Genomic DNA, 13,920 nt, shown 5'->3' with positions numbered 1-13,920 from the left:
ACAAAAAAGGGCCGAAGCCCTTTTTTATTAACGATCCCAGTACGCTTCTTCTAAGCTGTCTTCTCTCTCAGGAAGAGCACGGGTGAGTCTAGGAGAGTGTTGGGTTAACACTTCGTAGCTAACTCGGTTTGCGTACTTACAAATTTGAGAGAGTGACGAATAAGTCAAACATGGTGCAACATGCTTGTCTGAGTCTGGTACATTTTTGCTATGGAATGAGTTTGCAGTCATGTCATGCAGTAATGCTGACAGTGCACCATCTCCTGCACCATTGGTGTTCTTGATCTTTAGTGGACCGCCTAAGTAAGGGCCAATGTGAGAGTAGACTTTTTGCGGATCAGAACACTCGTCCTTTCTCATCGCTCGGCTAAACTCAAACTTGTTGAAGTCTGCAAACTCGTCAGCAGATATAAGTTCGTGTGTTGTCTCTCTTAGTGTGACGTTGTCACAGTAGCCCGCCATGTAGAGGCCTGCTGGACCCGCGGTGCACAATACCAAATCAACCCAATCCAGTGCTTTGTCAGCGGCTTTTAGAGGATCGGCGAAACCGGTCAAGGCTTCACCTTCTTCTTCGTTCATCGCAACGATGGTGACGTTTTCTTTGATGTAGTCTTGCCAGAATTTCTCATTGCCTTCGATAACCCATTTAGTACCCAGAGTAAGAACGACTGGTACAGATTTCTGCTTTGCAATTTCAACGGCACGAGCGACAGCTTGAGGCATCGGATCTTCAGGTTTGCCACGCATAAGGTAAGAAGAAACAACAAGTGCAGAAGCCTTGTCAAACACTGACTCAGGTACACTCTCTGGTCGAAGCTGGTTCATCTCACCTTCGTTGATAGCGAATGTGCGTTCGCCATCATCAGTGATAAGTGTGTAGCAGCGCCCGATAGGACCATCAACCGTCTGTAGATGGTTTAGGTTCATTCTCGACGATGTGCGGCACAGGTAACGATATCCATATGACCCAACTTGAATGTTTTTAGACATTACGCCGAGTAAGACAGATTTGCTGTCCGCGAGGACTGAGTAGTTGTGAAGGGTATTACCAATAGTGTCGCCAGGGAATTGATGTGTAATCAGCTCCTTTTCGACAAGTTCGGCATACAGAGCATCCGCTTTGCTCTCTTCGAGTACGAGTGAGTGTCCTTTACTTAAATCGTATTTAGCTAGGAAGTCATCATCAACACGTGCTTCAATGTCGACGATTGTTTGCCCGACACCAACAATTGTCGGGCGGTATAGTTTTGGCGCTGATTGCGCCTGACTCACAGAAAGATCTTTCTTACTGGTCGGGAAATAGTGTTTTGACTTGCGTTGTCCAGGGAATTTCATAGTAAAGGCTAGCGGATCAAAATTTGCGGGCATAATATCACAATGCTGCAAGTTTTGTTTCATCTAATTACATTGAATTTGTGATTTGTAGCAGTGCGAAAGTGCAAAAAACAGCTCACTCCATGTCGTAAAGTGCAATGTGTATCCACTTTGTTGAAAAGGTTATATGCGATACTAATATGTAACTGAGTTTATAATGAGGTGGGTCGTATGAATATTGATAATCTCAGCATTGCAGAAATACGAGCGGTTCTGAGTCGCCTTGACTGTTATTTTTTTGTGAAAGACCAAGACCTCAAGTACACCTATGTCAACGACGCAGTGGCGCGTCTTTTTGAAAAGTCAGCAGAGGAAATTGTCGGGCGTGATGACTCTCAGTTTTTCGACTTGACGGTATGCCATGAGCTGTTGCTACATGATCGAAAAGTCCTCGGGGGAGAGTCCATCTCTCAGGTTGAAAAGAACACAGATCTTGATGGAAACGTTCGTCATTTTCAGAATCTAAAAACGCCAATTTATGACGATAGAGGTCGGGTGGTCGGGGTGTTCGGCCTTGCTATTGATATTTCAGACTCCATAGCGAAACATGACAAACTCGAATACTTAGCGATTAGAGATGTTCTAACGGGCGTATTCAATCGCCGTTATCTAGAACTGCAAATGAAAAAGGAGATCGCCTCGCATGTAAGGCACAGTAAACCTCTGTCGTTTATCATGCTTGATGTAGATAATTTTAAATCTATCAATGATAAGTATGGTCATAGCATCGGTGATTATGTTCTACAACAAGTCGGTAAGGTTATGCTGACTTCTGTAAGAGAAGAAGATGGGTGTTTTCGCTTTGGTGGGGATGAGTTTGCGCTGTTATTGCCACACACTACATTAGCTTGCGCGTTTCAGCTAGCAGAGCGCCTGCGGACGTCGATGGCAAAGCAAAGCTTTTTGTCAGAAGACGGTGAAGAATTCACGATCAACATTAGCTTGGGTGTCTCTCAGCTTTCAGAGAGCAATCAAGGGTTGTTTATGGCTAAGGCTGACGGGGCTTTGATGGCGGTGAAACGCAATCGTGATCAGAAAAATGCAACGCTGGTACATTGCGAAACGCATTCTCAAATTGCCAGTTGCTCTCGATGCCAGAATTTTGAAGCGTGCTTGAGTAAAGAATAGAGCCAACGATGTGTGTCGTTGGCTCTATTCGTTTATTGCTGTTCTAGCTCAACCGGTTTGGTTGTGTATGCCTCGGTACCCCAAAGAGGAACGGTCGATAGGCTGTGCTTAAAGCTTCCCGACGTCTCTTTTGTTGAGTAAGAAAGATACATCAGAGTTTGGTTATCAGCATCGTATATTCTGCGAACTTTCATGCTTTTGAAAAAGATGCTTTTAGACTTCTTAAAGACAATTTCGCCTGATTTTGACTTATCGATCTCTGCAATCATCTCTGGCGTTATTTCACCTGTTTGACGGCAAGAGATAGAGCTGTCACTTGGGTCGGAAAGGCTGAGATCCGCTTCAATACTAGCCACATGGCAGGTTACGCCAGTGACGATAGGGTCGTTAAGAGTGTTGAGTTTAATATCTTTTAATGTGAACATACCCAACGACACATCGCCCACTTCCTTATCACCACAGCCATAGAGGGCTAGGGTGGCAAGTGGGACCAGCATAAGCTTTTTAAGCATAAAGGTTTCCTTTTTAAATTAGGCTTTTATATACCATAACTAAGGTTACCAAAAAAATCGAATAGGATTGATATGAAAGATATAGCCACGCGTCTACAAAATAATAAAAACCAGTGGCTGGCGAGCCAAGTCGAGGGTGGTTATCCAACAAAAGAGAGCTTAAAAGGACGTGATCTTTATCTAGAGGCGCAATCAAGTTGTCATCTAGAGCCTTTAGAAGCAGGCCATGAAAGCGCCTTTGACATCGAATGGCATTTGGTTGATTTTCATCGATTAACTATTATGTTTTCGATTCTTCAATCCAAACGATGGGCAAACGAAAAGCATCAGCAGCTGATTGTCGAGTTTTTAACTCAGATCATTGTTGAACCTGCTCACTCCCTTTATCTCGGCTTCTTAAAAGGGAATCCAATTGCCGCAGCTATGCTATGCCAAGAAGGTGAAACAACACTTATCTCAGACATAACGTGTGACAATGAAACTTGTTTAATCGATAGTGATTCGCTTGCAGCTTCTCTAATACAAAGTGTTGGGATTGCAACAAATTCGCAGATTTGGTTAGAAAAACGGTGATCAATGGCTGAGTTTCGCGGATTTGTCGTTTGAAAGCGTCAAACTTTCGATTCCATCTACGTTTGGGGCAGCAAACCATATTAATATTTGACGAGAATTAAGTATAAAAGGTCGTGGAAACGTCATGTCAGGTATTAAATGTGTGTTGTTTGATTGTGATGGAACTCTAGTCGATAGTGAGCGACTTTGCTGTGAAGCGATAGTAGAGACTTTCAAGCAAGTCGGCGTTACTCTTCGATTAGAGGCGGTGTTAGATAATTTCTCTGGTGGCAAAATCGCAGATGTGCTTTCTTCTGCTCAATCTTTAGCAGGTAGTCATGTCTCTTTGGATTTACTCGAGCCAATCTACCGTGAACAAACCGAACAGCTTTTTGAAAAGAAACTCAAACCCATGGATGGCGCGGTAGAGCTTCTGGATTACTTGGATAGTTCCGGGATTGAGTACTGTGTTGTCACCAATAGTCCGACCCATAAAGCTCAGAAAATGCTGGCAACAGTTGGTTTAGAAGAGCGTTTTAAGAATGGGATTATTTCTGCTTTCGATGCGAACAGTTGGAAGCCAGAACCTGACCTTCTGCAGTATGCGGTCACTATGATGGGTTTCCTACCTGATCAGTGCTTATACATCGATGATACTTCGAAAGGTGTCAACATGGGCGTTGCTGCGGGCATACAGACCATTCATTTTGCTCTGTCTTGTGATTACAAACAGAGCGCCTCGACCTGTTTAACATCCATGAGTGACGTCATTAAACATATAGAATCTATCGATTGATTTTCTATTCTCGTAGGGTCAATTCGGTGTAAGAGCCGGCATTGATCCCTGTGATGCTTGAAACAAACATTCGCAGCTCTAGTGGATCAGCTGGACGTGTTTGATACTTGGGATGTGTTTTTGAGCAGTCGTTTCTTGGTAAACGAGTAAACTATGATGTGAGAATTGTTGGGTATAGTAGCCACAGTCTGCGCATATAAAGGTTTCACTGTCTTCCGACAATAGTCCCTCATCTGAGCCACACACAGGGCAAAGACCAAGTGGTTGGTGGGACGATTTTGATTTTGTCATAAAACCCCTTTAGTAAGCAGGACGAGTCTTGTTCTTAAATTGTAATACTATTCAGCGCATCTCTCTTGAATAACTCAATATTTTGCCAATGTAATGCGACAAATATCACTTATGGTAGCGTTAGGTTTTGCACGTTAAGTAAAACCCGAATGTTATACGGGTGGTTTTATAAATTCCTTGGTGAAAAATGATAAAAGAATCGGGGGTATGTAAAAAAATAGACCAGCAAGGCTGGTCTATTCCGGAAAAAAATCAGAGTTGTTTACGTTCTATAACGAGATAAGACTTCGCTCAGTGTTTTTGTTGCTTTCGATAGGTTTGCAACACCAATCTCACTGTTTTCCGCTACCTCACGAATCGTTGCGGATTGAGTTCGAATGTCACTGAGTTCAGCTGCGATTTCTGAAGCAACAGCGCTTTGCTCTGCCGCTGATGTTGAAATCTGAGTACTCATATCCATGACGGCGCGAGAAGAGTCCGCAATTGAGTTCACATCACTTCCAATTTCACCGATTAGACTACTGCTCGATTCTGCTTGCTCAACGGTTTGCTGCGTGATTTCAGCAATGTTTTGGCTCTCTGATTGAAGTTTCTCAATCATCGCTTGAATTTCAACTGTAGCGGCTTGAGTGCGGCTTGCTAGTGTGCGGACTTCATCTGCTACAACAGCGAAACCTCGACCTTGTTCACCGGCACGCGCAGCTTCAATAGCAGCGTTAAGCGCTAGTAGGTTGGTTTGCTCCGAGATGGCATTGATCGTCGTGATGACTTCGTTGATCTGAGTTGTATTGTCGTTTAGCGCCGCTACAGAATGTGATGCCTCTTCGATGTAGGCTGACAACTGATTGATATCTTGAATCGCCTGTTGAACACGCTGATAGCTCATCTCAACTTGTTTGGTGTCTTCTTCCGCTTGCTGGTTGGATTGAGAAGAGATGTTTGAGACTTCCTGTGCTGACGCTGTCATCTCTTCCATAGCTGTTGCTACAGAGTCTAAAGACGCATACTGATTGTTGATTTGACCATTGCTGCGAGCCATCTCTTCGTGGAAAGACGAGGCGGTCTCTTCTAAGCTAGTTGCAGATGTTTTTACTGTAGTAACAAGCTCAGTCAGTGTGTCCATTGCTTGGTCCAAAGCTACACCGATAGTGCCAAATTCATCACGACCAGCTACAAAGTTTAAGCGAGAGGTTAGATCGCCGTCCGCGATTTTGTTCACTGTGGTGTAAAGCGTGTATAACGCACCGCCGAGGAACGTGGCTAGCCAATAACTGAAGATACCAAACGGAACCAACCACAGATAAGTTAGAGCCAGGCTAACTAGGGCATCAGATTTTGCTTCAGCCATATTGTCGCTAGATGGCACACTCATAGAGTAGTGCTGACCGCTGTTAGCACGAACATTTGCTGTGACCACGCCGTTATTTATGCTAGACGGTTGCGCGTATCCTTCCGACACACCCATTTTACTCAATAGAGTCATATCGCCCATGGATTCTGCAGACTTAATATAAGCGGTTAGGCTTGATTCAACGTTCGATATTGCCTTAGCTTCCATTTGTGAAATGGTGTCTTGATATCGAGCGACAGACGAGTAGGTGAGTGCAGCAAAAAAGAGTGCAAAAGCGATCCATAGCTTGTCGTTGATCGACATTTTAATAAAGAGCGCATCGATTTTTCTGAATTGTACTTCTCTCATGGGGACTCCGTGAGTGATTTTGTTATTTTGAATAGACATAAAAAAGCCCCTACAGGGGCTTTAGTAGTGTGTATGATATCGACTTTTTATGTAATTACTTTAAGTTGATTCATATTTAGTGTGATTGAGATCACCTAATTATCCTAAACTAGGCAAAACTCCAAAGGTAACAAGCAGTTGAGCGGTAACGATCACTAGACCCGTTAACATGGCACCGTAAAGTGCAACCTGACCACCACCAGTTTGATAATGCACTGTACCTTGCTCGGTTTTTAATGAACCTTGGTTAGCGTTGACTGCGACTTTACGAATTTTAGCGATCATCACTGTAGGCAAGAAGATTGCGAGAATCGCTAGCGCTATTGCCGCATAGCCAAGTGCCATAATGAAACCTTGAGGGTAAAAAAGCGCGAAACAAAGCGGTGGTAAAAACGTCACTAGAGCCGCTATCGCACGTTTAGAGAAGGTGTTTGTTGAACTTTTCTTACTGGCTTTGCTGCCACCTAAGTCACGCAGGTATTCAAACAGTCCAAGACTTACGCCCAAGAATGACGTGATAAGCGCTAAATCAGCAAACACACCAATGATAGTCGCTAACTTCTCGACATGTACTGCACTCGAAAGCAGAGTAATCAGGTTGGATAGTCCCGAATTTTCGACGAGCGTCTCCTGCTGCACCACGCCCAGCGTTACCAATTGCCAAAACACGTAGATTACGAGCGGAAGGCTTGAGCCAATGACGATGGCTTTGCGAAGCGCTTTGGTGTCGCCCTCTAGATAGTTAACAATAGCTGGAATACTTCCGTGAAAACCAAATGAGGTAAAGACAACGGGAATTGCTGCAACAATAAGTCCTTGCTGCATAGGTAGGCTTGTTAGGTAACCCTGAGTAACGTTTGGAGCTAGAAGAAACAGTACGCTTCCCATAGCAATTAGCTTAAGGGTGAAAAGTATGCGGTTTAACTTGTCTACCGCATGTGTACCTATGGTCACAGTCAGCGCTACGATCAAGGTGAAGATCAAAGTAGCTAGAGTCGGGGAGAGTGACACCCCAAAAATCATTTCCAGGCGATCTGCAAACTGACCACCGCCGCCAGCAATATAGGCCGCGCAAAGCGCATAAAACAGAAACAGCATAGCAAAACTTGCGATGTATTTGCCCTTATCGCCGAGGATCTGTTTCGCGAGGGTATGAAGCGTTGCTGAGTGGTCGGCGTATTGGTGCAGCTCAATCATCAACAGAGCGGTATACGCCATCAGCGCCCATAACCCGAACATCAATAGAATTGATGTTCCAAAGCCTATGCCGGCTGAAGCGATAGGTAGTGCAAGCATACCGGCACCAATTGTTGTGCCTGCAATAATGAGGGTGCTTCCGAGTACTTTTGATTTCATTGTATATATATCTTTACGATTTGGGGCTGTTCAGCATTTGATAAGCGTATTTAAGACACAATTCAGATGCATGAACTAATATTTCAGCGATTATGCAGTGATAAATACTAGTGATCAAGTGCTTTGTATCATTTTATTTATAGTGTCGTAAAGATTTATTTACGGAGGGTGAGGGTGTGCTCGTAGCAAACGATTAACAATGATGTTGCTCAAGGAATTAACGAGAGATTCTTGGGTTTCTCAGAGATGTCATATAGCGTGGCTAATCTGCCTCTATCTAGAGATGTATCAGGAGCAAAGCTATGGAAAGAGAAAACAATGAACAAGAATTAGAGTGGCTAGACGCAATGGAAATTGGTTTGGTGCTCGCCGAATTGGAAGCCACTGAGTTGGATGAAGATATCTAAGCTCTGTTGGTAGTTCAGTCGAACAATAGGCGGACAAGAGTACAGTTTTCGTCTATCCTAATGAATTAGAAGGATTTGTTTGACGTTGAGGGAGTAATTTGCTGAAAACACTAATGCTGTTGGCTGCAGTACTTCCTTTTACGCTTGCGGTATACATTCGATTCTTTGAAGTGTCATGGCAACTAGAAAATTTAGCGGCCTTCCTTTCTGTACTTCCAATGTATTATGCTGCCCTCGGAATAGTATCCCTAATCGCTCGTAAAGGACTGCTTACCGTAGTGATGATTCTCACTTCGCTGAGTACTTTAGTCGGGATAAATGGGCAGAGATTCCTACAGTCAGAAGTTTGTGAGTCGAAGACTCTATCTGTGCTTCAGTACAATGTCTTTTATGAGAACACTTCGCTGGATACGCTTATCACTTATGTGCGTGAAGCTAAACCTGACCTAGTTGTACTCCAAGAAGTCACACCAAAACATGGCGAGCAGCTAACCTCACTCAATAACCTCTATCCATATAGGTTTGGCGGACAGAGAAGGATAGGGTATCCCAATGGACTCATGATCATGAGCCGCTCGTCCTTGTATGGTATGAATGTCAGGACTTCGGCAGCCGGCCACTCTATGGTCAATGTAATATGGCAAACTCGGTATCAAAGAGATGTCTTTGTTGTCGCCGCACATCCTCCGTCACCGAGAAGTGAGGTCTTATGGCTTGAGCGCAATGCGTTGATTCAAGATATAGGGTCTTTCGTTGAACGCTCTCCATTGACGTTTAACTTAGTGTTAGGGGATTTTAATTTAGCGAGTACTACCCGTAGGTTTGACCAAACGCTCTCAGATTATTCCACCCAACCTGTAGGTAGTTGGCCTCTATTTGTGAAAAGGTGGGGGATGAAGAGCTATCCTGTCGCAGCCATTGACCATCTTTGGGTGAAGAATGAAGATGTTCGATATTCACCGATTTGCTCGCGAGAGCGAGTAAAGGAGATACAGGGATCAGACCACGCTGCGATTTTGACGGTGCTGAACGTTGAATAGAGCACTATTAGATGTGTTTTTGTGTACGTTAGAAAGTAAAAAAGTGACCGTAAAGGTCACTTTTTTATATCCGTATGGTAGCGGTTATTTCTTACGGCAGTATTCCGCAATGACATACATTGCTTGACCGTTGGCGCGACCTTGAACGTGCTTCGGATCGTCAGGGTTTACGCTGATACCACGAATAACAGTACCTTGCTTGATCACTTGTGAAGACCCCTTGATTGGAAGGTCTTTGATAACAGTTACGTCGTCACCTTTCTTAAGTTCTACACCGTTTACATCACGAGGTTTTTCGATATTTTCGTCTAGACCAAGCTCTGCCCATTTCGCCACTTCTTCGTCCATATACATCATATCGACGAGGTCTTGAGCCCAACCCTCTGCAGATAGACGCTTAAGTTGACGCCAAGCCATCACTTGAACAGGCGCTACTTGACTCCACATGCTGTCGTTTAGACAACGCCAGTGGTTTACATCCATCGTCTCTGGGTTTTCGATTTGGCTTGTGCATGTGTCGCAAAGCATGATCGCGTGATCAACCGTGATTTGTGTATGAGGGGCAACAGCGAATGGCGTGAGAGCAGTTTCAGCAGCACAAAGTTCACATTTATTTTCGCAGCGTTCAAGCATGGTTGCTTCAATAGACATACAGATACCTTATTTTGATATGACCAGCAGTTTTTGAACTGATGGTTAAGATGATGTGGTACTTAATTTTAGTATCACTGGATTGATAGCCGCGCATTATACATGGTTTTAAGGAAAAGTGTGATCGTGGACATAAAAAAGCACGGCCGAAGCCGTGCTGATAATGGCTTGAATGTTATTACTCAAGAACAGTTGTGTTGGTTACCACGGCAGCGTTCGCATCAACAAACGTTACCACTTGAGTTTGCATCTCCGCGTGATGGGCTGCATCTGCAGTACCTTGTGGGACCACAAACGTTGAGTGTTGACCAACATTATTAAAGCGAACGAACGGTGTCGTTTTCGCACCAGCTCCGCTTGAAGCCGTGATGTCAGTAAGACCTAGTTTGGCAGCCAGTGGCTCAGTTCCTGCGAGTGGTGATGTTAAGACATACTTGCTAACCGTAGTGCCAGGCATAGGACCGGGTACGTTGTTTGGCACCGTAGCATCGCTCAGGACTTGTCCCATATACACAGGTGTCGCTAGGTCTTTCAATACTGTGGCGTTTGTGTACGGGTCTGCTGTGTCCAAAACGGTTTGCGCGGCAAAACCAAATTGAGCATTGGTTGATAGAAGCTTCGAGTAGTTGCTTGGATCGTCAGCTTCAAATGCTTCCAAGCAGTTTTTCTCGTAGTCTGTTTCACCAGGAGTTCCACAGCCTGCGACAAAACTGTCATACCCAATACCTGCTGCTAGCGCGACATTGTGGGTTACCACAGGTCCAAAGGACTCAGAGCCCAACAATAGGTTCGAGATCTGACCACCCGCATTCACAAAAGAAGCATTCTTAAATGAGAAAAATGCATCTGCAGCTGAATTGAGCGTTCTATTAGCTTGTGCGACAGTGGGTACGCCAAGTATCCCGCCTAGCGAGTGACCAATGAAGCTAGGTGGTGTGGTTGCCAATGACGGTAATACTGCCAGCGATGTAGTGGTTAAGCCACCTGCTGCTTGAGTAGTACCCAACGCCATACGAAGTGTAATCAGGTCCAACATAGACTGACGAATATTATCTCGAGCTACCGGGAGTACAGACAAGTTCATGTATGCCAACACGTTGGTATTCGCAGAGCGCTGGTCATCAAGACTACGTTCTCCGTGAATAGGAGCATCAATAGCGATGACCGCGTAGTTATTGGCGACGAGGTTGTTGGCGAAGAAGTAGCTGTTCTCTTTCGCTGAGGTAATGCCATGTTGATAAATCACAAGACCATCAAGTGCGCCCGCCGGATTCGTCGGTGTATAGAGTAGGAAGTTGACTGCCTCGACCGATTTCACGACAGGCACTGGTGAGTACTGTGTGATGATCCTATCTGTATCATATCGGGAACCGTCGACCTTGGTGAAGGTAAGCCCTAAAATATCCTGAAGCTTAGAAGCGGGATCGGCAAAAAACTCATTTGGGTCAATATTATAGCTAATGAGTTGCTCGGCAAAGTGAGATTGTTCCGCCTCGTTGTCAGTAATAGTATTGGTCACAATTGCCAAGCTCGTTGAACCAGATTCAAAAGGCTGGGTTGACCAATCAGCCCCTGTTTCTAGATAGTAGGGAAGATTAACCGTACCTCTGGTCACCGTTACTGTACCAGGTGTGTATTGAGAGATAACTAGGCTTCGCACGGTTTCGTTTGAAATGTACTCAATAAAGTTATCATCGGCGGCGAGTATAACGGCGAAATCATCACTGTCGCCAAAGGTCATTTGACCTATGGTATCTACGGCAGCGTTATTCGGGTTTGCGCCTTCTTTCCAAATTGTGCTGTAGGTGTAGTCGTCGCTCTGTGCCTGAGCTAACATCGCTTTCGTGGCATACAGCGTTTCACCCACAGACTGGGTAGTAAACCATGCAGAGTAGACGATGTCCTGTGCTGGTACCGCACCACCAGTTCCTGCTTGAATAAGAGCTTCAACGCCTTGTACAAGTTGTTGAGCTGATGCCAAACTTCCAGATTCATAAATACGTGATGTGGATTTTAAAGAAGCATAGCTTTGCGACATTCCAACAGGCTCTGATGTACTGTCTTTTAGGCTATTGGTCACAGCGATGATGTACTCAGATGATGCCTCAAAGTCTACAAGTGGCGTGATGATAAGGTTGCCACCTGAAGTGCTGGCGACATAATCCACGCCGTGCTGAAGTGTCTGCACGGGAAGGGGCGTTCCCGTCAGTTTGTCGCTAAGTTTGATGATTGTAACTGCATTGGGCGCTGTCGTCGCATCGAGTACACCATCAAAGGGTATAGTTAGGTTAGCCGTTGTTGACCAGCCGTCCATTTGTCCCATAGCTGCGAGTGGATTAGATAGTGCATCATCTCCGCCTGTTGGAATTTCAAGCGTTCCATCTAATGTGTTGATCAGCAGATTATTGGGAACCGGAACAGTCGCGTTTGCGCCCTGCAAAACGAATTGAAGTTTGGTTGGCTGAGCGAGTGACTCAGTAATGTAGCTTTCATAAGTTGGAAGGGTCGCTTCGCCACTTTGTTCGGCATCTCCACCACAGCCTGCTAGTAGCAGTACGCCAGATAGAGCAGTCGCAAGGTAAGTCTTTTTCATTGTTGAATCCTTTCTCTGGCTATTAGTCGAATACATAGTTCACTTGAAGAGCACCGATGGCAGCGGAAGATTTAGCGTCAAACGTCAACACTTCTCCAGCGGCATTTTCTTCAGTAAATGAGCCTGGTTTACCATGGATATAGGTAATACCCGCATCAAACGACAGCTTTGGATTCCACTGATAAGTGAAACCTGCCGAGTACCAATAACGGTCTGTATCAGGGATGCTGAGTGTAGTTTTACCCGCTTTCTTATCAAGAGCAAAGCCTGCACGTATGGTCCAGTCTTGGCTTAGGTAGTGGGTAAAGCCAACTGAGTAGCGGTCATTATCGCTATAGTCTTCTTTCTTGAAGAAACACTGACCGGCGGTGCCATCATTACAGTCAGGCGAGGTCGCTTTTAGCTCGGTAAAGCTGCTCCACTCGGTTCTAAACCAGCTGTAGTGAAGCGCCCATTTCTCTGCGAACTTGTGGTAGCCAGACAGCTCCCAAATAGAAGGAAGAGTGACGTCAAGACGACCATCGACGGTTGGAGCATTCGCTATTCCTGAGTCATAGCTAGAGAATTCACCATCTTTGAACTCAAGATCAACCGACGAACGGTAGGTGAGTGCTAAACGGTTGTTATCATTGATTTCGTACAAAGCGCCGATATTCCAGCCATAGCCAAAGGTGTCTCCTTTAAGGCCTATTAGGTTCTCTGAAGGATTGTTACTGCCAAACGCGGGTGCTAAGCCGCCTTTATGTCGAGTTAACTCTGCCTCAGCGTGCGTTAGGTTGACCCCGGCACCAATTGAGAAAGACTCATTAATTCGATACGCAATATTAGGGTTGAGGCTTACGGTGATGAGTGACGTATCGCCAGCTAAGTCACCAGCATAAATACCATCAGGGTAATCTGTCGCGACACCGTAGTTAGTAAATAGCCCAATCCCCCACGCCCATTGCTCATTGATAGGGCTAATGTAGTACGCACCAGGCACCAACTGAGTCGGTGCGACGTCTTTAGACGTTTGATTTACTGGAGATGTTTGCGTGATATCAACTTGTGGGTCAACGACAGAAATGGCGCCAGAAAATTGTGCCTTATCGAACAAAGTCATCGCAGCAGGGTTACGCGCGAGTACACTTGTATTATCCGCAACAGCACCTTCACCAGAGAAAGCGCGTCCAAGACCTGAGGCTGAATGTTCGTTTGCCTGAAATCCTGCGGCAAACAAGGAGGGGGAAGCAACAGCAAGCGCTATTGGCGTCAACAGCATTCTTCTTTTCATTTAGTCATCCTTTAATAAATGGAGGGGTTCTAAACTGCCGTATCTTTAATAGCGTAGGGTACGACTTGTCAGACCTGTTGTTAAATATATGTAAAGAATACGTAAAATCAAAGAGAAAAAGGTCAAAAATGCTACAACTCGCATATTATGCGTTGTCACAAACAGGGATAACTAGATAAGGGCAGTTTTTGGCTGCCCTTATGATTTGA

At 45.0% G+C, this 13,920-nt stretch carries 12 protein-coding genes; 4 read left to right on the top strand and 8 right to left on the bottom strand.

Going from position 1 to position 13,920, the window contains the following annotated elements; all coding sequences use genetic code 11:
* Positions 1-27: 27 nt before the first annotated feature.
* Complete coding sequence (locus LY387_RS25175) at positions 28-1,335, bottom strand: inosine/guanosine kinase (protein ID WP_234497854.1); 1,308 nt, start codon at positions 1,333-1,335, stop codon at positions 28-30.
* A gap of 210 nt (positions 1,336-1,545) precedes the next feature.
* Here LY387_RS25175 and LY387_RS25170 point away from each other — a divergent pair, with 210 nt between their 5' ends.
* Positions 1,546-2,502 carry a sensor domain-containing diguanylate cyclase gene (locus tag LY387_RS25170; protein ID WP_234496863.1) on the top strand — a complete coding sequence of 319 codons (957 nt, stop codon included), beginning with the start codon at positions 1,546-1,548 and terminating at the stop codon, positions 2,500-2,502.
* A 32-nt stretch (positions 2,503-2,534) separates the two neighbouring features.
* On the opposite strand, the gene LY387_RS25165 is transcribed toward LY387_RS25170, so the two are convergent.
* The gene (locus LY387_RS25165; RefSeq protein WP_234496862.1) at positions 2,535-3,014 is read right to left on the bottom strand and encodes a CreA family protein; all 480 of its coding nucleotides are present in this window, start codon (positions 3,012-3,014) and stop codon (positions 2,535-2,537) included.
* 72 nt (positions 3,015-3,086) lie between these two features.
* On the opposite strand from LY387_RS25165, the gene LY387_RS25160 reads away from it, so the two are divergent.
* A complete protein-coding gene (locus LY387_RS25160; RefSeq protein WP_234496861.1) occupies positions 3,087-3,587 on the top strand; it encodes a hypothetical protein in 501 nt (166 codons plus the stop codon).
* 124 nt (positions 3,588-3,711) lie between these two features.
* Entirely contained in the window at positions 3,712-4,362 is a 651-nt protein-coding gene (locus tag LY387_RS25155; protein WP_042471422.1) for an HAD-IA family hydrolase, read from the top strand.
* Between the two features lie 78 nt (positions 4,363-4,440).
* Here the strand turns inward: LY387_RS25155 and LY387_RS25150 are convergent, their stop codons facing one another.
* The 3 genes from LY387_RS25150 to LY387_RS25140 all read right to left on the bottom strand — a co-directional run bounded on the left by LY387_RS25150 (position 4,441) and on the right by LY387_RS25140 (position 7,747).
* Positions 4,441-4,653: a TFIIB-type zinc ribbon-containing protein gene (locus LY387_RS25150; RefSeq protein ID WP_234496860.1), complete on the bottom strand. Its 213-nt coding sequence runs from the start codon at positions 4,651-4,653 to the stop codon at positions 4,441-4,443.
* A 262-nt stretch (positions 4,654-4,915) separates the two neighbouring features.
* Positions 4,916-6,352, bottom strand: a complete 1,437-nt coding sequence (locus LY387_RS25145) for a methyl-accepting chemotaxis protein (protein ID WP_234496859.1) — start codon at positions 6,350-6,352, stop codon at positions 4,916-4,918.
* Positions 6,353-6,490: 138 nt separating this feature from the next.
* Complete coding sequence (locus LY387_RS25140; RefSeq protein WP_234496858.1) at positions 6,491-7,747, bottom strand: aromatic amino acid transport family protein; 1,257 nt, start codon at positions 7,745-7,747, stop codon at positions 6,491-6,493.
* Between the two features lie 505 nt (positions 7,748-8,252).
* Here LY387_RS25140 and LY387_RS25135 point away from each other — a divergent pair.
* Positions 8,253-9,194 (top strand): endonuclease/exonuclease/phosphatase family protein, encoded by a 942-nt coding sequence (locus LY387_RS25135; RefSeq protein ID WP_234496857.1) that lies wholly within the window; start codon positions 8,253-8,255, stop codon positions 9,192-9,194.
* 84 nt (positions 9,195-9,278) lie between these two features.
* Here LY387_RS25135 and LY387_RS25130 read toward each other — a convergent pair whose 3' ends face one another.
* From LY387_RS25130 to LY387_RS25120, 3 genes are all read right to left on the bottom strand, one after another.
* The gene (locus tag LY387_RS25130) at positions 9,279-9,845 is read right to left on the bottom strand and encodes a PhnA domain-containing protein (protein ID WP_234496856.1); all 567 of its coding nucleotides are present in this window, start codon (positions 9,843-9,845) and stop codon (positions 9,279-9,281) included.
* 178 nt (positions 9,846-10,023) lie between these two features.
* Entirely contained in the window at positions 10,024-12,438 is a 2,415-nt protein-coding gene (locus LY387_RS25125) for a VolA/Pla-1 family phospholipase (RefSeq protein ID WP_234496855.1), read from the bottom strand.
* Positions 12,439-12,460: 22 nt separating this feature from the next.
* Positions 12,461-13,711, bottom strand: a complete 1,251-nt coding sequence (locus LY387_RS25120) for an outer membrane protein transport protein (protein WP_234496854.1) — start codon at positions 13,709-13,711, stop codon at positions 12,461-12,463.
* Positions 13,712-13,920: the final 209 nt, after the last annotated feature.

Origin of the sequence: Vibrio maritimus (genome assembly GCF_021441885.1) — a bacterium.
GTDB classification, from domain to species: domain Bacteria; phylum Pseudomonadota; class Gammaproteobacteria; order Enterobacterales; family Vibrionaceae; genus Vibrio; species Vibrio maritimus_B.
The sequence above is the reverse complement of the archived record's forward strand: the minus strand, read 5'-3'. Positions and strand labels throughout refer to the sequence as shown.